Source organism: Candidatus Ruminimicrobiellum ovillum, assembly GCF_002392975.1.
GTDB lineage: Bacteria > Elusimicrobiota > Endomicrobiia > Endomicrobiales > Endomicrobiaceae > Ruminimicrobiellum > Ruminimicrobiellum ovillum.
This window is the reverse complement of record NZ_DGIC01000010.1, coordinates 106,735-127,617: the sequence shown is the minus strand read 5'-3', so window position 1 is coordinate 127,617 and position 20,883 is coordinate 106,735. Positions and strand designations below refer to the sequence as shown.

Here is a 20,883-nt window from a genome sequence, read left to right as displayed (position 1 = left end):
TTAGTGCATGTTTATAAATGTTAAATTCGTGAAGAAAAGTTGAAAATTTGGTTTTGACTTAACAAATTTGAAAAAGATATTATAACTTATATTTAATATAATTGCAATGTAATTTATAATAACAAAAAACGGGAAGAAATCTCTTCCCGTTTTTTGTGTTGCAATATGTAAAGTAAATTGGTACAATAAACTCGTATCAGAATTAGAAAAACAAAACAACATCACATTATTTCATTAGAAATCTGTATTTTTATCTTTATCGCAAACAAGAAAAAAAATATTAAATATTGTCGGAGGGAAGATGAAACGAAATAAATCTTTGGTAAAAATTTTTCCTTTAATGTTATCAATAATATTTCTAAATTCACAGGTCGCTTTTGCTACATATGAAATAATTACCGCAGATTGGGACTTTACCGCAAATAGAGAAAATTATAGTAATTATCATGAAAAGAGTGGTCATGGTGGAGTTTTTCTTGTTAAGGGAAAATTAACAGTAAGAAGCGGTGCTACTTTTGAGGAAAACAGTGCACATTATTCCGGCGGAGCAATAACAGCAGCTGGAGGTACGGTTTACATAAGTGCAGATGCAAATTTTAAGAATAATTATGCGAGATATGGTGGAGCAATATCTCTAACGGAGGTTCCCGCGGAAGTTATAGTAGGTAATAGAGCTCTATTTGAAGATAATTACACATACTACGAAAAGGAATCTGAATCTGACCCATATACTGCATCTGATGGTGGAGCAATATGGAATATGGAAACTTTTACCATAGGAGACTATGCATATTTCAAAGGAAATCATGTTGATGAAGATGGTTGTGAAGGTGGTGCAATATATAATCTTGATCGTTTTACAATCGGAAATTATGCAAGCTTTGTTGAGAATTATTCAGAGAAAGGTTCGGGTGGTGCAATACATAATAGTGTTTGGGGTCGTTTTAAGATGGGTGTTTCTTATTTTAAAGGGAATTCGGCAAATGAGTTTGGCGGTGCAATATATAATTCCAGTGAGTTCACTATAGATGATTCAACTGCCCAAGATAACGAACCTATGTTAAGTCAATCTATACAGAAAATAGGTGGAGAAAATTTTCCCATGCAGACGGTAGGAACCATTTTTATGAATAATGTCGCAAATTATGGCGGAGCTGTATATAATGATGGTAGTAAAATTAAAAGCGGAACAGACGAAGGACTTTTTACAATGAAAAATAAGTTTGATGTTGCCGTTTTTGATGATAACTATGCGAATACCGCCGGTGGTGCAATATACAACAAAAAAGGAACGGTTGAGTTAGGAAATAATATGTTGTTCGTTGAAAATGGTGCCGGTGATTACGGCGGAGCACTATACAACGAAGGAGGAACAATAACAATTGGTTCCGGAGCACAGTTTATAGAAAATGAGACAATAGATGATGACGGTGGAGCAATATACAACGAAGAAGGGACAATAACAGTTGGTTCAAATGCATTATTTGAAGGAAATACATCACAAGATGATGGCGGAGCAATATATAATGGCGGTGACGGAATATTTGTAACAGAAGAAGGTGTACAGTTTATAGAAAATGAATCAAATTATTGGGGCGGAGCAATAACTAATTGGGGTGAGTTTACAATAAAAGACGGAGCAAAATTTATTGGCAATACTTCAACATATAGCGGCGGAGCAATATATAACGGTGATGAAAGCATATTAAATTTAATAGCAAACACAAAAAATGTGGAATTTACATGGAACGAAAATAATGGCGGTCAATCAAATGCAATATTTAACAATGGTGGAACAATAAATTTATGGGCAAGTGATAAAGCCGACATTATTTTTAACGATCCGATAACGGGAACAAGTGATGGTAGTATAGCCATAAATGCATCGATACCAAATTATGAGTACAAAACAGGAACAGGTAAAATACTTTTGAATGCGGATATGGGCGATTATAACGGGGAAATATGGTTTTATAGCGGAACAATAAAATTGGGTGAAGACGGAACTTTATTTGGTAGTAATAATGGTATAACAGTTATAAATGTAACAAATGCAACGATAGATATGATAAACGGTAAAACAGCGAATGCAGAATTTGGCAGAGACGGTTTAGTAGCAATCACGGATAAACTAAATTTAAAAGTGGATGCCGATTTAAAGAATAAATCAATGGATATGGCTTTGTTTTCTGTAGTTCCTATCGGAACCGGTAAAGTAAATGTAAAAGAAATAAATATAATTGAAGATAACGAGGGAACGACGAGAGTTGATTTTGCATGTATTCAGGAAGGAAAAATAACAACTGTAGGTCATGCAAAATCCGTATTATATAATTATGATGCGAAATTAAATTATGGAACAATTGAGTTTTATATTGATGGTAATTATTATGGTGATGAGCCCGGATATTACTATACATTTACAAGAAAAGGTGCAAATCCTGTAACGGCAATAGGAGCGATTTCAGCAAGTGTCGGTGGATATGCGACACAAAGTATTGTAGCGGAACAAGCTTTTGCAGGTATGAACAGCAAATTCTCAAATAATAAAAAGTCAGCAGGTATAAGTTCTTCCAATTTATATGTTTCCGCCGGAAATCAAGTATTTGATGAAACTGGTAAGATAGAAAGAGGAGCATGGTTAAGGCCGTTCGTATTAAACGAAACGGTAACAGTAGGCGGCTTGGATGTAGATAACAGTTTATACGGAACACTTGCCGGAATAGATTTGCCTATGGGACAAGATAAACAATTGTCGTTTTATTTAGGATATGCGGGAAGCAAACAAGAAGTAGAAGAAGTAAAATCGAACCAAACAGGATATGTGCTTGGTGCTACCGGAATGTTAATGAAAGAAAAGTGGTATTTGGGAGCAACGGCAAACATGATATTCAATAAAGCATCCGTAGATACTGATGACGGGATAAACGATATAGATATGAATATGTTTGGAATTGCAGTAAAAGCCGGATATAATTATGTGATAAACGAAAAGTGGACATTGGAACCGAACGCAACATTGATGTACGGAACAGTAAATTGCGGAGAATATGAAACAGCACTGACAAAAGTAGATAGTTTGAGCGTAAACAACATATTGTTTGAACCGCAAGTAAAAGCAAGATTACAAATGAAAGACGGATGGCAACCTTATGGCTTGTTGGGATATGCAGCAAACTTAAGTTCAAAACCTACGATTAAAACCGAATTAGGAGATGTAGATCTTGACAGTATAGACGGATATGTTGAATTTGGTGCCGGAGTAAATAAAGATTTTATAAATACAGCATGGAGTTGTTATGCACAACTAACCGGAAGAAGCGGTGGAAGAACAGGCTTTGCAGGAAACTTGGGAATAAAATATAAGTTCTAACGAACTTATAGCGACCGAAATATTTTAGCTACAACTTTGAAATGCAAGATCTTATGTACTCTTTACGGGCTTATAAAATTTTAATAAAATAACAAAAAGCAGGAAGGGTTTCCCTTCCTGCTTTTTACATTCATTGTACATTGTAAATTATACCTTATACATTGTTGTTTTTAGTATATGATTTTATTTAAAGGATATTCAATAATCCCTTCCGCACCAGCTCTCTTAAGTGCCGGAATAACTCTTTTTACAATATTTTCTTCGATGATAACTTCCAAAGCTATCCAATTACCGTCACTCAAATTTGAGATTGTGGGTTTTCTTAATGCCGGCAATATTTTTTCAACTTCAGGCAACTTTTTGAAAGGTATATTCATTTTTAAACCAACCATACCTTCCGCATTTAATGCACCTTGTAAAAGTATTGCAAGATTTTCGATTTTTTCTCTTTTCCAAGAATCTTTCCAAGAAGAATTGTTTGCAATAAGTCTTGTTGTTGAAGTTAAAATTTCTTCAACTATTCTTAGGTGATTTGCTCTTAAGGAAGAACCTGTTTCGGTAAGTTCAACGATAGCATCTACAAGTTTACCTGCTTTAGCTTCCGTTGCACCCCAAGAAAATTCTATGTTTGCTTTAACTTTGTTTTTTGCAAAATATTTTTTTGTATAGTTTAAAAGCTCTGTTGCAATTCTTTTGCCCTGCAAATCTTTTACGCTTTTTATTTTTGATGCTTCAGGGACTGCCAACACCCATCTTACAGGTCTGAAACCTGACTTTGCATATCTCAACTCGCAAACTTCTTTAACTTTTGCATTTGTTTCGCATATCCAATCAAAGCCGGTAAGACCTGCATCAAATACACCGTCTTGAACATATTTTGCCATTTCTTGAGATCTTACAAGCATAACTTCTATTTCTTCATCGCTGCATGTAGGGAAATAAGATCTTGAAGAAACATTTATTCTTATACCTGCTTTTTTAAATAATTCAATAGTTGATTCTTGTAAACTGCCTTTTGGAAATCCTAATCTTAATTTTTTCACTGTTATTCTCCTAAATATTAAATGTATTTATTTTTTATCAAACTTAAAATTCGGAACATATTTCCCGAATACGGGCAACACTTCTTTAGACAGGTTCGATATATATGTTGTTGTTGCCGTTTCTGCTTTGTTTTCGGAATTATTGAAAGCCGGTATTACAACGTTTGCCGATAATACGAGCCATATGAAAATTCCCAAACAAGCGCCTGCCAATTTGTCGAATATAGATAAATAAAAAAACTTAACTATTCCGAATATAAAAAGACCGATTAAAAATATTATAATCGCTACCGCAGCAAAAATAAAATAATAATTTATGCCCGACTGATACGGATAATTTTCCGCTAACACTATAGCAAAAAATCCTGCGGCTACCGCAAAAAAACTTTTAATTATACCTGCATAAAAACCTATATACAACAAAAATGCCAACAACACAAACAAAATAATGTTAATCAATAAGCTTAACATGATTTATGTATTATTATACCGCTTGCCAATTTCGGGAAAAAGTAAGTTGATTTTTGCGGCATATTTTCGTTGTTCAATGCAATTTCTTTTATTGCTTCCACCGGTGTTGCAGGAACCAAAATTGCAATTTTTTTCGTTTTCTTGGCAAGAGAAATTGCTTCTTTTTCGTCTTTAACATAAACATATTTGTCTGCAGCAACCTGTTCTTTAGGTATCAATATGTTGTGCAATATGCTTACACCCAAATTTCTGAAGGCCGAACAGTTTTTCGGCATAGCTTTTTTAAGCAATGCTTCATTCTTTATAACCAAAGTTCTGTATTTGCCGTCTTTAAACAACAAAATCGGTTGAATTTTGGCTTTTTGAAGCTTATAAAAATCTTTTTGAGGTAAAACATTAAAATATTTTTCAATGTTTTGTTCAAGATTTTTAGGTTCTTCGATAACTCTGTGTGTAGGCCATATTGAAATACCGCTGTCTTCCATAGGGCATAAATATGCAAGAACATATCCGTATTCGTTTTTATCGGAAAACTTTTTATCTTTGCCTTTCATATATTGCAAATAGTTCCAAGATGTTTCGTATCTGTGGTGACCGTCGGCAATAAATGTTTTTTTGCTTTTCAATGAACTTTCTACTTCTTTTACTATTTTTTCATCATCTATAACCCACAATTTATGAGCTGTTTTTTCTTTATCTGTTGCAACTGAAGTAGGTTTTTTCTTTGATATTTTTTTGCATAAATTAACAATTTTTTTCTTATCATCGTTAAACAATAAGAAAATCGGACTTAAATTTGCTTTAACGGCTTTTAACAAACTCAATCTGTCTGCTTTCGGTTTGGAAAGAGTTTTTTCGTGAGCTTTTACTGCTCCGCCGTGAGGATTTTCTATTTTTAATGCCGCAAAGAAACCTCTTCTTACCATTTTTTTGCCATGGTCTACAAATGCTTGTTCATAGAAATATAGAGCAGGTTTTGTTTCTTGCAACAAAACATTTTTATCTAACCATTCTTTGAACAAAACATTTGCTTGCGCATACTTGTTCCTTTTACCTTTTGGGTCCGAAAGTTCCAATTGGACCATATTATATTTAGATTTTGCTTTCAATTTTTTCTTTTCTTCCGCACTTATTACATCGTAAGGAGGGCAAATTTCGTTCGTAATGTTTGCTTTAGAATATCTTACACCGTTAAATGCTTTTATTATAGCCATTTTAACACTCCTGTTTTTAAAATATTATTGATTTTACATAATATTTCGGTATGTTGTCAAAAAAACGGATAAATTGTGAAAAATCGGTAAAAAAACATTTTTTTTTGTTGCGGTTATTTTATTCAAGTGCTATAATTAGAATGTATGAAAAGCATCTTAAAATGCGTTTTAGCTTTTTTTGTTTTCTTTTCGATGGTAGATTTGTCGGTAATAAATCTATTAAGAGATTTTCGTTTTGATACAAAAACTACAGCAGCAATATCAATGTCGGAAGTTGTAAATGTTCAGTATGATTTATTACAAAAAACAAAAAATGTTGTAGCAACCGTATGTGACAATATAGCAAAAGATGTTATAAGTTTGTTAGCTCCGACACAACAAAACAATGTATTTCTTGCTACTAGTCAAAAAGAAAGAAAATTAAGTACCGACAGCTGCTTTAATTTTGTTAAAGTTGTTCTGTCGGTATTTGTTTCAAGTATAAGTTATGTATTAAAAGACACTAAGGTGCCGTTGTTTTTCTTTGTGTTTGTATTTGTATTTTTACTGAGGTATCTGGGGCTTTTATTTACATTTGACGGGATAACTATCTCTAAACGGTATAAAAAGGCATATAGCATGTAGTAAATGCTATATGCTTTTTTTATTGTAAGGAAGGGGAATTATGATAATAAAATTTATAAAGAAAAAAATTAATTTAATAAAAATTTGTGCTGTTTTTACAACCGTATGTTTTGTTGTATCAACATTGGGTGCAAACTTGTATGCCATACCGTTGGCAGAAAATGCAAACCAAAAATATGAAGATGTATTTAATAAAGTAAGCAGTATAAGTGCCGAATACGGAAAAATAACATCGAGTAAAGATGCACAAAGTGATATAACCGTAATAAATATTCAGGACTTGCATTGCCATCCTCAAACACAAAGAAACATATCTAAAATAATTACCCAAATTGCCGATAAGTATAATTTAAAGAAAATCTATGTTGAAGGCGGATACGGAGATATAGATGTAAGTTGGTTGGATACAATAAAAGACGAAAAAATAAAAAGACAAATAATAGAAGGTTTGTTGGAAGAAGGTATATTAACCGGAAGCGAATATTATAAGTTAACAAACAACAATGAAGTGGAATTAAAAGGTATAGACGAAGAACAAATACACAAAGATAATGTAAGAAGATTATCTTGGATTATAGAAAACCAATCCAAATATAGAGATGTAATAACAAAAGTAGAAAACGAAATAAACATTTTGGAAAAAATGTATGTAAACAGCAGAAACGAAAGATTCAACAGAGATATAGAAAAATATTTAACAAGCAAAATAGATTCAAGAAGATTTTACAGACAATTGGCTAAGTATGTCAGAGATATTAACGAAAATCCCGAAAAATACAACAATATAACCGCAATAAGATTGGAAGATTATCCGAACATAACAAAGTTCATCGCATTAAGAAAAACTTCAAAAGATATAGATGTAAAAGAAGTAACACAACAGTTACAGATGGTGATAAACGAATTAAAAAACAAATTACCATACAATGTTTACACGAAATTGTTGAGCGAAACAGAAAATTTAAGCGACAGTCAAAAAGTGGTTGAACTTATAACAATGCTTTGTAACAAAGAGGGAATAGATTTAGAAAACAAATATAAATCATTACATACGTTTTTGGAAAGTAACGGAATAAACAGAGAATTAAATACGGTAGAACTTGTTCAGGAAGAAAGACAGTTGCTTTCGGAAATAAGAAAAGCTCTTTCTTACAATAATGAAGAATACGAAATAACTTTTGTATCCGATTTCAGTAAATATTTTAAAGATTATTTGGAATATAAGTTGACCGATGCGGATTGGAAATATTTTGAAAAAGAATTCGATCAATTCATAACACTGTATTCTAAATATGCTACCGTAAACAGAATACAGGAAATATACGGCGATTTTGATGAATTAAACAAATATTACAAAATAAACGATCAAAGAAACAATGTATTCGTCGCAAATTTATTAAAAGATGAAGAAATAAGTGTATCGGAAACGGACAGGGTAAGACAAGAAGAAGAAATATTAAAAAATTCAAAAGAAGTAATAATTGCGGTAACCGGAGGTTTTCATAGCAGTGAACTGGAAGAAATATTAGCTAAAAAAGAAGTAAATACTATTGTAATAACTCCGTCAATATTTGAAGGAATAGAAAAGGCAACAAAACAGTATAAAGGAATAATTAAGGACCAAAGCAGATTTTTCCAACATCAAGCTTTGGCATACACATTGGCATCTTGTTCTTCAACCGATTATCAGAAGAATTTGTTGTATTCGATGGCAAAAGATATTCTCGGTGGCAATGTTGAAAGATTAAAAGAGGTTTTTGGCGGAAATGTTGATTTAACTGTTTTTGATAATTTAAAACCGTTAACGGAACAGGAACAAGAACAAATTTCCGATCAAAAAAATCTTATCGCAGTTGCGGCATCAATCATGGTTGACTTTTTGCCGAAACAAGGCGGTATGACTGTTCTTCGTCCGAATACGGATAGTGTTATTTTGGAAATTTCCGAAAAATTAGTATCTGAAGGAATATTCTTAAGTAAAGGCCCTGTTTTCGGTGCGGAAGAAGCGGGATTGCCGACATTAAACGGAATATCTCCGGAAGTATATTCAAGAATGCATACCGTTATACAAGAAGCATTGCTTGCGGCAGAAGGATTTTCTGCCGAAGAAAGTTATACGGAAAGTGTAACCGAAGAAGAAAGTGTTGAGGAAATTGAAGAAACGGAAGTTTCTACCGAAAAAGAAGAAACGGAAGATAAAGTAGATTCAAGTTATCTTTCCGAAGAAAGAAAAGCAGAACTTTTAGGTAGGTTTTACAATAATAACAGAGAAGCTTTTTACAGATTAATAAATATTTGTTGCAGACAGTCGGTTCAATTTGATTTATCGAAAGATAGTGCTCTTTTGGATATGTTTATAAGAAAGTACAATTCTTACGGATACGATTTGGATACTATGGATGAAATTATAAGAAGGAGTGTACATGTTGCAAAAACATTCTTTTTTGATACGGATTTAAAGTTTGCTGCTTTTGAAAAGTTTGTTGATTTTTTTGATGATGACAGCATAGATAAGAATGGTGAAGTAGAATATATAAAATATTTCAGAAGGTTGTTTGCCTTAAATCAAGAGTACTTGAAACTTTTCTACGAAAAAATAGATGGATTATCCGCTACTGATTTGGTGTTTTATTACGAAGCGGAAGATATAAATGTTGGTTTGAACTATTTATTTAAAAAGTTTGGTAAAGAAATTACAAAATTAGGTGAATACGATTATATAAGATTAGTTGATTTGTTTGATAATATAGAAAAATTGAATTATCTTTCCGAAGAAGAGTTTTCCTATTTGATGTCTTTGCCGAACGAAATTTTCAGTTATGTATTAAAGATATCGGCAGATTCTTCTCAATTGAAGACCAAACTGAAAGTCGGTAGAAAGTATGGCGATAAAAAATATGATGAGACTTTATCAAAATCTATTTTTGCCAATGCCGAAAAATTAGAGAATCTAAGCGTATTATATTTTATACCTTTTACCAATCTTAATAAAGAAGCCTTGATTTTTATTTTAGATAATGCAAGAAACTCTTCCGATATAGAAAAAATATTGTCCTTATGTAAAGGAATGGGACTATCTACACAATTTGATAAATCCGGTAGTGTTAATGATTTTGTAGATCCGAGATTTAAAGCTCTTGTTAAATATATTTCCATAGGAGACAGAGATTTTTATAGCAAATTGTTTGATTATGGTTCAAAAACGGTAAACCTTATTGTGGATAGTGTCGATGCCGAATTTGTAAGGGATTATATTTTTAATCCGAATTATGAAGAAATCTATAAAAAGTTGTTTGTAGGATTGGTTGATTTGGAAATAAAAAGTCTTGCCGTTGAAAATGACTATTTTGCATTAAAACTTATTTTGAATAAAGATTTTAATAGAATTTTAACGGAATCGAGATTGGATAATATATCCGACAGAGATAATATAGTTGCAAGATATTATTCGGCAATAGCCGTTTCAAGAATGGTGTATGACGGAGCAAGACAAGAAGTTAGCGATTATTCTTTTGAAAATGAAAAATTTGCATCGCTTATGCAAAAAGCTACAAGCATATATATAAGAATGATGAAAGCAATGTTGAATGTTATATTGATAGATTCAAACACGAAAATATATGCTCTTTGTAACAGCGAAAGATTGTTCGCTAAAGACAGATTTAATATAGACAGTTTAAGAGAAATTATAGAGTATATGGGAATACCTATAGATATTCCCGAAGAAAATGTGTACAAAAGACTTGGAAATAACGATAATGCATCAAAAATGTGGCTGCAGGCAATAGAAAATTTTATAATTGACTCCGATAAAACAAAAGGATATTTTGTTTTCAGGGGACATGGTGGAGAGGAATCTTTATTGGTTTATGATCCCGGTGTTAGACAAAACGGGTTAGCTACCGGTCACAAAGCGGAAAGAATTACTCCGGAACAATTAGCGGATTCTTTATTTAAATTAGCTACAAGAGAACAAAATCCCGTAAATTTAAAGAATATAACAATAGATTTAAGTTGTTGCAACTCTTATTTCTTTGCAAGAAATGTATATGATATATTGGAACAAAAATTTAGAGCGGAAAACAAAGCGGAATCTTATCCTACAATAATAACAGCGGCAGGTCTTGAAACAAAAACAGGAATTACGGATTTTCGAAGGATGGAAGGAAATTTACATAAAGGGATAAACAAACTTTTAAGAAATTTCCAAAGAGGTTCAATACCTGTTTTATCCTTGGGAATGATAGGTTTATCGGAATACCTGTTTACGGAATCCAATATTACAATGTTTACATCTTTCTTTGATAAAAACTTGTTGAAAGATATTTCCGAAATAAAAAGAGAAATTTATGATTATGTAAATTACGAGCAGGTTTCAAGAAAAGAAGAAGTTAAAATTTCCGAAGAAAAGGAAGATGATTCTGAACGGGAAAAAGAAAAAAGAGGAAAACTTTCGGCTTTTCTGCCTACATCTGTTACTGAGGCTTCCGTTTTCGGAGCGGATAAAGCCGCACCGGTATGGGAAGAAGTTATTTACAGAGCTATTCCGGCTATGATTTTTACGGGTATAGTAATTGCGGCAACAATGTTTTTCCCTGCAATACCGGCAGTGGCTATAATTGCAAAGATGGTATGTATAGGTATATTTTCTTTCTTTCAAACAAGATTTGTAGCGGCACACATAGTAACGGATTGGGTAAAAGCAAAAGATTCAGGCGGACCTCTTGTTTTAAGGAATTTATTAGAGAATAAAGATTTGACAGTCAAAGGCAAAATAAGTAAGTTGTTGGAAATTATAAAAGAAAGAATATTAGTAATATTTCCAAGTTCAGTTTTAGAAAAAGAATTCAGTATTTTTTATAAAACAGATAACCGAGCCGATCTTCATAAAAAAGGACTTATTATCCCTACGGTAACATTTACCATCCCTTATATAATAGCAATGATTTTTTTCAATTCAATGCCTGCTGTTGCGATAGCAACAATAGTTTCAATGATTTTCCATTACATAAATAATAAAGTAGCAAAAACTTTGGAAGAAAAAGAATTGTTGCAAGAAAAAGCCATAACTAAAGATTTTCATGATATTCAAAGAAGATTAAGACATGTTAAACTTTTAATAGAAAATCCTCAAGTAAAAGTAGATTTGCCTGTAATAAAGGAAGGATCTTTTGCAATAAAATTCGGTTTGGAAAATATTGAAGAAAGAAGAGCCGAATATTTATTGGAGTATGAAAAGGTAAGAATAAATTTTGTTGAAAGACTTAATTGGGAAATGGCACAAGCAGAAACAGTAAAGAACGAGCTGGAAAGAATAGGAAGTAAAAAAAGAAAAACGAAAAAAGATAGAGAGAAAATAGAAGAATTAAAAGAACAGTTAAGAAGAATAGAAAACGAATATCCGAAAATAAAATCGGAATTACTTTTTACCGATACAAAAAAAGTTGAAGAAATTATAGATAAAATAGATGAACTTTTACCTATATTCGAAGAATTGGATATTATTTTGACAATGATGGAAAATTTTATAGCCGCCAACGGAGATACCAAAGAATCAAGAGAATTGGAAAGAGAATTTTTAGAGTTTGCCGAACAAACTTTTATGAAAAAGTTGATGTCTTTGTATGATGCAAAAGTTACGGGAGTACATGTTAGAAGAGTAGTTTCCTTTTCAAATCTTATCGGAAGAAATATGCCGTTCGGTAACAACTTAAGAATGATGTACAAACTTATGCTTTCGTCCATATTGCATGATATAGGTAAAAATTTAGTTCCGGAAGTAATTCTCAATAAACAAGGCTCTTTCAACGAATTGGAAAGAGATATGATGGAATTCCATGTCGTATTTGGCGGTCTTATATTGAGGAGTTCAATATTGAAAGAATTATCTTATACTGCGGAAAATCATCATTTTACAAAAGAAAGTTCACCGAAAAGTTATAGTTACAAAACAAAAATGGATTATATGTTCGGTTCTTCTCATTATGAATATGATGAAGAAGAGGCACAAATTGCAAAAGTGGTTACACTTACGGATGTTTACGAAGCGGTAAGCCCTAAATTGTCTTTTGCTACCGAAAGGACATATCAGTTTGCGAGAAAAATAAGAGATATATCTAACATATTGGAAAATATAGACGTCGGTTTAAACGAATCTCAACAAAAACGAGTTATAGCCTTGTTATCAGAAATAGCACAAATTGAAAATGAAGAAGATATACCCAAAAGACAAGAAATGGAACAAAAATTTATAAAAAAAGTATTGTATTCCCATAGTAAAGATATCATTATAAATTATATAAGAGAACAAAATAATGAACTTGTCAGAGAGAATGCTTTTAAAATAATATTTACCGAAAGTCCTCAGTACATATTTAATAAACTCGGAAAAACGAGAGCAGAGTTTTTGGATGATTTCAAAAATGATCCGAAAGGTACCGTAGATAAATGTATGAGTTTGGTAGACAATTCCAATTTTGAGTTTGATACGGAAGTTGTAAGAGCCTTTTTGGAATTTTATTTCAGCTATGGGGATGTTAGAATAAACGATTCAATACTGGAAAGTTTAAATAAAGAAAGAGAAAATGCTTTTGTTGTGTTTATTAAGGATAAGTCATATTCTTTATATAGGATATTTAAAAAATTTAGAACGACAGTAATGATGTATGCTCCGATAATAGCTTCAATCTTCCCGGAAGAAGGTGTTTCCGTAAAAGAAAAATTTAATATAGATACGGATATTATAGGTCATGATGTTGTAATTAAGAAAAGAAATGGTGATACAAATTTTCTTCATTTTGATGAAAAAGATTTTCGGGAAACGGGAAGAAACTATTCAGGTGTCAAAAATGGCTTGAGTAGTTACGGAATACAAGAAATCAAATATGATGAAGACGGCAAAATTGTTGACATAATACTTGAACTCGGAGCGGAGATAGATTCGGACACTTCAAAAACGAAAATGATTGAAGGCAGTGAAACCGATAACCTTTCATTTGCAGATATAGAAGAACAGATAAAAGAAAATTATGAAAGAAAACATCATCACAAATTGGAACAGGAAGGATTTTTGTTAAAGTCTATAATGGAAGATGCCGGGGTAACAGAAACAGTAGAAATTTATTTGGATGATGATGTAAAAAGTATTTTAGCTGCAATAGAGGATGCGATAGATAATAATAAACTAATGGTAATTCATGTATTTAAAAAAGGGTTTACAATACAGAATTTATCTTTATGGCAGAGATATCAAAAATATATAGAAGTTTATAGTCTTTTAGATTCAAAGAGTAAATTTGAATCAACTCTTTCAAAATCTTCAACCGCGGAAAGACAATATATAAAGCAAGTAGAAGAAGGTTTAACCGACGAAGAAAAAAAAGATATGGAGTGGACAAAAAAAAGTACGGCTACAACATATTTTGCTTTACGAGAAATATTGAAGAATAATTTCGATCATGGTAACTTAGGTTTATTCGAATATCCTATTGCATTGCATATTTCAAAAGATAGTAACGGCAGAGTTACTGAATTTTCTACATATAATCTTTCCACAAAGCCTATAACACTTGATAGAACCGAAGAACAATCACTTAAAAGGTTGATGTATGAAGCTTATATTTCTGGTTCCCATAAAGGTACGGAATATATGACGGATAGTTTCTTTACAAACTTGAAATATGGCGATGATATAAAAGTATCAGTTGGTGAAGAAGTTTATAGAATTTATAGAACAAAAGTTACATTAAAAACCGAGCAGGAACAAGAACAGGCATTAGAAAAATATAATCAATATAAAGAAGAACAAGCTGAAAAGAGACGTCAATATGAAGAAGCGTCAGCTGAGAAGAAAAAAGAAATAGAAGAACAAGAAAAGAAAAGAAACTTAGCAGCATTTTGGGAAGACTTTTTCTCAATTCTAAAGCCGTTAGGACTTAAGAGAGATGATCGCCCATATATTTGGGAAGAGGGATTTTTTAGATATTTACCTACGGCATTGATATTGTCACATGTTATCAACCCTATCGTTGGTATCGGTGTACAACTTTTATTTATATCGGCACACTCCATAGTAAAATGGAGCGTAGCAAGGAAGACGGCAAAAGAAAAAGGTGAAAAAGAAGTCGGTATAGGTGACTTATTTAAACAAGTTGGTAAAGATATAAAGAATTTAGGTTTACCTACTTTAGCAATAATGTTGCCCTATGTCGGAACTTTGTTAGCTTTTGCGATAAATCCCGCGTTGTCAATTTTAATAACACCGGCATTCTTTATGTTTGCAGATGTAATAGTTCAATGGATAACAAAAAAAGATTCCGGCGGGAAGATAACAATAAATAAAAATTTAGTAGTAGCAGCAGTGATATCTTCCCTATTAGCATATACATTATTACCTGCCATTCCCGTAATAAATCCTTTAGTAAATGCATTAATAAACCCTGTATTAGCAGTAAATACCGCAGGTGCCGGATACTTACACTACGAATATAATAAGAGACAAGAAAATCGTGGTAAGTTGTTATCCATAATATCAGTAGATGAAAATGAAGATGAAGTGATTGATGGTTCTGATCAAATCATTCGTGCAAAAAGTAGAAGAGAAAACAAAGGTCTTTCTTTCAATATTAAAGAGTTCTTTAATAAAAAAGGTATTGAAATTCTGCATAAAGATGGTTCCGAAATTAGCTTTGATTTTGTTTCAAGATATAAAATGCCGGAAAATTACGAAGAAAACTATAAAATAAAAAAAGCAAAAAATTATTGTACATGGGACAATAAGATATATTTGGATGGTGGTAGTATAGTGATGATTGACCTTTCACTTGAGGATGGATATGAATTTGTTAATGGCGAAGATAAGACTATTGATGTTGTACGAGGTGGTAGTAACAGCGTAAAAATTTGGAATGTAGAAACGGAAGAAGAAATAACAATTGAACTTAGTCTTAATAATGATGGAAAAATAAGTGGGACTGTATCACATTATAGTAGAGTAGATTCCGGACGAAGAGTTAGTGATCGAAGTATTGCTAGTGATAGAGATACTACAAGAGATCTTGATGAGAATCTAAAAGAAACTTTCGGCGTAGAAAAAATTAGTTATGAATATGATGATGTTAATAAAAAATATTCGGTAGAAGTATCTTTTAAGGATGGAACTACAGGTGCCGTTGAACTTCCCAGTGATGATCGTACTGTATATTTAAATCATGGTGACTATATATTTTGCTTTAATAGACAGTATTGTGCACCGATAAATATTTATGAAATCGATACTACAATCTTTACTAAGGATACGAGTCTTAATGCTGAGCCTACAGATTTTATTTTTAATACCGACGTTTTATATGCGGATATGCCCAGAGGTTATAGATTAAATGATTTTACGGATAGAAAATTTATAATTAGAAATGGTGATAGTGAGTATATGCTTTATTTTGATTCTAAAGATGAAGTTTTATACGAATTTACAAACGATTCTGTAAAGAGAAAATTAAATATGAGAAAGTTGGAAGATTATGGAATAATAAATTTTCAGCAAAGAGGAGGCAAAATTACTGAATTGTTACTTGCTGAAGGTGTAAATATGCAAATAGATGTAAGGCAACCGATAGAGATAAAAACAGATGCTGACATAGAAGCTATGATGATAGAATTTGCATTGAACCAAGATATGAAATTAATTGATTTGTCTAATCGGAGTTTGAGAGACAGATTATACAAAATCGGTATGCCAGAGGAACAATTTAAAAATAGATTGCTTGCGGCAGGGCTTTCTCAAACAGAAGTTTCTAAAATAGATTTTAATAAGGCTAATCCATTGGAAGCTCTTGATAAAAACATAATGAAAAGTATAAATTTGAATAATGGAGTGCAAACATTGGGTGGGTTACGAATAAAAAGGATTTTTAGCGATTTAGATTTAGAAAGAGATATAATAGAAGCTATAATAGAAGAGGTTGCATTGAATCAAACCATGAATTTAGCTGATTTATCCGGTTCAACTTTGAGAGATAGATTAGATAAAGTTGGTATGACAGAGGACAAATTTAAAAGCAGATTGCTTGCGGCAGGGCTTTCTCAAAAGCAGATTAGAAAAATAGATTTTAATAAGGCTAATCCATTGGAAGATATTGCAGAAAGTGCAATGAAAAATATAGTTTTAGAAGGTGGATTACAGACACAAAGAATTCTTGATACGTTACCGAGACGATTAAAAATGGATGTTACCATGGAAACCAGAATGGAAGAACTTGTATTGAGTCAAACAATGTCTTTAATTTCGTTGTCAAATCCGAATTTGAGGGACAGGTTAAATAAAGTCGATATTTCAGAAGAAGAATTTAAAAATATATTACTTGCAGCCGGATTTCCGGAAACAGAGGTTAGCAAAATAGATTTTAATAAGGCTAATCCATTGGAAGATGTTGATCAAAATATAATGAAAAGTATAGTTTTAAATGGAGGATTACAAACACAAAGAAATCTTGATGATTTGAATATAGAACAAGTTATACCGATGTTAAAAATGGCATGTCCCTCTCTGACTGATGCAGAACTTAAAAGAATAGCCAGAACCAGACATTTGGATGAAGATATTAGGGAAAAAATACAAGCTGTCAATTATCAGGGAAATATAAGATTAGAAGATATAGATTTGTTTGATGAACAAAAATTGCAAGATATGTTAAAAAATAATCCGATGATATATTCAATGTTTTTAGAGGCTCTATTTAGAACAGCCATTGCCTTAGATTTAATTGATAAATCTAAACAAGAAAAAGATGTAACTCTTGATCAGTTGATAGACGCTATACATAATGTCGGTATTAGTAAAAAGTTCTTTGAGACTCAATTAAGGGGTTATTTCGGTGAAATATATTGTACAAAAACAATTGTTGCCGGAGTATTTGATGGTATGACTTTAAGATTGCAAATGCCTGATGATTCAAATGAACCGGGTATAGATTTGATAGATCCTGTTACGGGAACGAAGATACAAGTGAAAACAGGAGACTCAAAAATAGTTAAGGGCCATCTTAGTAAAAACTGGAAAACAAGAGCTCAAGATACTTTTTTTAGACGTGGTTTTGGACGTAAAATGATTCCTGTGCTTACCGTAACATCCGTAAAGAATAATCCATATGGAGCCAATGAAGAAGTACAAAGTTTTGGAATAGAATCAAAAACTATAACAGAATGGATAAAATATTTGTTGGATTATAAAACCAACGGGAAAAATTTGGATAAAATTGTAATGAGATCTAGTCTTGCAGATAAATTAAAAATTATTGATGAAGATCTTCCTATAAGAGCATCAGTAGCTTCTATAAAAAAGAAATTTGAAATCGGACGAGTAGCAAGACAACAAAGTCCAGAATTTTCTAATGTGGCCATCCTTCCGGAAAATATAGGATTGGTAAACAGAATAATGCAGAGTACATTCGGAAATGCATTTATAGCTGCAACAGTAATAGCAGTTAAAGAATTCAGAGCAAGCTTAGAACCGAATTTTGTAGATTTGCACCAAACCGCTGCAGGTAAACGAGGCGCACAACAAGTTGCAAGCTTGGCAAACAGATACAATATAACAGAACAAGATTCAATAACAGCAAAAATAATAAAGAGCATATTGGGAATAATATTTAAAGGTGCAAGCATAGTAAAACATATAGCAATAGATTATAGATATATAAAAGCAAGCGGAATACAAGAAGCAATAAATATGTTCGGAAAAGATGCAATATTGAAAGAGGACGGACAAATAGAAGTAGCAATCGTCGAGGATATAGAATTGTTGCAAGACAGCTTTACTTTAGTAAATACGGGATTAAAAGTTGACGGAGCAAGTATATACAGAATAAAAAATACCGATTTGTTGATGTATGGAGCAAAAGGACAACAGTCAATAAAAATAGTAAAAACATTGAACGATTCAAACTTGTTAAACGAAGATATAATTGAAATGTTAAGAGCTAACGGAGAAAATGTAGATGAAATACAGGCTCAAGCAATGGCAACAAAATCGGGTGAGGGAATAAGCGTAACCGATGATATTATAGAAATAGGAGAAATGGAACTTACAGGAAAATCTCCTGAACAAGTAAAACAATTTGTGGCTTCGGCTTTGGAAATAAAAAGAGTAATGGGAATAATGTATGGCCAAAAAACAATAATAGACTTGAAATCCGTAACCGATATAGAAAAATTAAGAGCGACAGTATATAACGGCAGAGCAAGAAAAGTGATAAGTAAAGCACAATATGAAAATCTAAACTTAACCGAAGCAGAAATAGAGCAATTAAAACAAGAAGGAATAGAAATATACATAGATAACGGTGAAATAGTATTAAGTGAAGCAGAAGTAAAAGATTATAAGAATAAAGGCATAGCAGGACAAATAATAAGAGATAAAGATGGCATAAAAATAAAAGATTACAGTACCGAAGAAGAAACAAAAATAGAAGAAATATTGGAAGATCAAAATATAGAAAGTAAAATATTAACGGCTGAAACGCCTATACTGATAGGTATAGATATTTTAACAAAGCACTTTAAACAAGGAAATGTTACTGCTGTTCAAAGAGAGTTTGGAGCGTTGCTTGGGAAAATTAAGATGAGTTTAAATTTAGGAGAATTAAATTCGAATGATATAGAATATATGGGATACAACATAAACTTCAACAGAATTCCGACTTTAACACAAGAGCAGATAGATGAAATGTTTGAAAAAGTCGGTGATGAATTACAAATAGTAGATAAAGCCAAACTAATAGAAATAATAGGTCCGGAAACAGAATTTGCAATAATATTAAAAACAATAAAAAATAAAGATGCGGAAAAGAGACTTAAAGAAATAGTTGCAGAAAGAATACTTGCAAAAACAGCATTAACCGAAAATAATAAAGAATTTGGATTAAAAGATAAGAATTTAGAAATTTTGTTAGGAAGAATGTTGTTGGCACAGGTTAACAATACAGATAAACAAAGAACAAATATCAGTGATAATTTTAAAGGCAGTATGAATGAGGTGATGGAAAAGATAAAAGAAGAAACAGAAAAAGCAATGCAAAAGGACGAAGTAGCGATAAATACAATAATAGAGTTAATATTGGCTTACGGTGATAACTACAAAGAAAAGCAAATAGCAAGAGATATTGACAAAAACGATATAAGAAACTACAGGGCAATGATGTCAGCCGCATAACGATAAAACTGCAATTAGCAATTATAAATTAGTAATTAGTAATTTATGTAAAAACGGGAAGAATTTTCTTCCCGTTTTTTGTATAATAAACTCTATGAAATATTTATTAATGTTTACACTTGTTTTCTGTATGTCTTCTTGTGCGGTGTTGGATTATCCCAAAAGAATTGCCGGATATTCAATTAAAAATTTCGAAACCGAACAAGACGGCAGATTTTCTTTGGACTCGGATTTGGAACCGAGAAAGGCATACAACAAATGTAATCTTTTTCTGTTTGAAAACAATATTCAAACAAACTTTAAAAGCGACAAAAAAATGTATGTTGTTGCCAGCAAATTTACTTTGATATATGAATATACATTGGATTCCACGGAAGTTGCATTTTTTGTTTATGAAGCAGATGATAATAAATCTAAAATAGATGTGGTTTCAAACAATTCAAGACTTGCCAAATTTGTATATGATAAGTTAGTTGTTTATATGCAAAAATAATTAAATCTTTTCGATTGTAATTTCTTTATCTTTCAATAATTCAACAATTTTTTTTATAATTTCTGTTCTGGGTAACAGATTGTTTTGTTTATAAAACAAGTGTTGCCCGTTATCTGCCGTTCCTACAACAAAATTTATTTCATTTTCTTTTATTATCAGTTTTGCAATTTCAATTGCCGATATGTTATCGGAATTATTACCGGACAATATTTTATAACATTCATTTAAAGTTATAACACCTTCGTTTGCGAAATCTATTCCGTTAATAAAATATTGGGGGGACTGAGTTGCGGAATTTATTTTAATTTTTGGCTCTATGTTAAGTTCTCTGCAATACATTTTCATTGTTGAAGAACCTAAAATAATTTTATAACCGATACTGTTTGCAAAGTTTTTGCATACAGTATTATCATCTTTTTTGTTTTTTGGTAATCCGGTTAAAATGTTTAACATTTTTT

At 31.8% G+C, this 20,883-nt stretch carries 8 protein-coding genes; 4 read left to right on the top strand and 4 right to left on the bottom strand.

Annotated features, from left to right (window positions below; all coding sequences use genetic code 11):
- The first annotated feature begins 301 nt into the window (after positions 1 to 301).
- Positions 302 to 3,373 (top strand): autotransporter domain-containing protein, encoded by a 3,072-nt coding sequence (locus B2Y85_RS05185; RefSeq protein WP_372519413.1) that lies wholly within the window; start codon positions 302 to 304, stop codon positions 3,371 to 3,373.
- Positions 3,374 to 3,543: 170 nt separating this feature from the next.
- Here B2Y85_RS05185 and hisG read toward each other — a convergent pair whose 3' ends face one another.
- From hisG to B2Y85_RS05170, 3 genes are read right to left on the bottom strand one after another with little or no spacing between them, the layout of a single operon-like run.
- Entirely contained in the window at positions 3,544 to 4,422 is an 879-nt protein-coding gene (gene hisG / locus B2Y85_RS05180) for an ATP phosphoribosyltransferase (protein WP_372519618.1), read from the bottom strand.
- Positions 4,423 to 4,443: 21 nt separating this feature from the next.
- Positions 4,444 to 4,887, bottom strand: a complete 444-nt coding sequence (locus tag B2Y85_RS05175) for a hypothetical protein (RefSeq protein ID WP_372519412.1) — start codon at positions 4,885 to 4,887, stop codon at positions 4,444 to 4,446.
- The gene (locus B2Y85_RS05170) at positions 4,881 to 6,101 is read right to left on the bottom strand and encodes a DUF1015 family protein (RefSeq protein ID WP_372519411.1); all 1,221 of its coding nucleotides are present in this window, start codon (positions 6,099 to 6,101) and stop codon (positions 4,881 to 4,883) included. Before B2Y85_RS05170 ends, B2Y85_RS05175 begins: the two co-directional genes overlap by 7 nt.
- A gap of 144 nt (positions 6,102 to 6,245) precedes the next feature.
- On the opposite strand from B2Y85_RS05170, the gene B2Y85_RS05165 reads away from it, so the two are divergent.
- From B2Y85_RS05165 to B2Y85_RS05155, 3 genes are all read left to right on the top strand, one after another.
- Positions 6,246 to 6,725: a hypothetical protein gene (locus tag B2Y85_RS05165; RefSeq protein WP_372519410.1), complete on the top strand. Its 480-nt coding sequence runs from the start codon at positions 6,246 to 6,248 to the stop codon at positions 6,723 to 6,725.
- Between the two features lie 40 nt (positions 6,726 to 6,765).
- Positions 6,766 to 19,932, top strand: coding sequence for an HD-GYP domain-containing protein (locus B2Y85_RS05160; RefSeq protein WP_372519409.1), 13,167 nt, complete (start codon positions 6,766 to 6,768; stop codon positions 19,930 to 19,932).
- Positions 19,933 to 20,026: 94 nt separating this feature from the next.
- On the top strand, positions 20,027 to 20,425 hold the full coding sequence (locus B2Y85_RS05155; protein ID WP_372519408.1) for a hypothetical protein: 399 nt from the start codon (positions 20,027 to 20,029) through the stop codon (positions 20,423 to 20,425).
- On the opposite strand, the gene B2Y85_RS05150 is transcribed toward B2Y85_RS05155, so the two are convergent.
- Positions 20,426 to 20,878: a hypothetical protein gene (locus B2Y85_RS05150; RefSeq protein ID WP_372519407.1), complete on the bottom strand. Its 453-nt coding sequence runs from the start codon at positions 20,876 to 20,878 to the stop codon at positions 20,426 to 20,428.
- Positions 20,879 to 20,883: the final 5 nt, after the last annotated feature.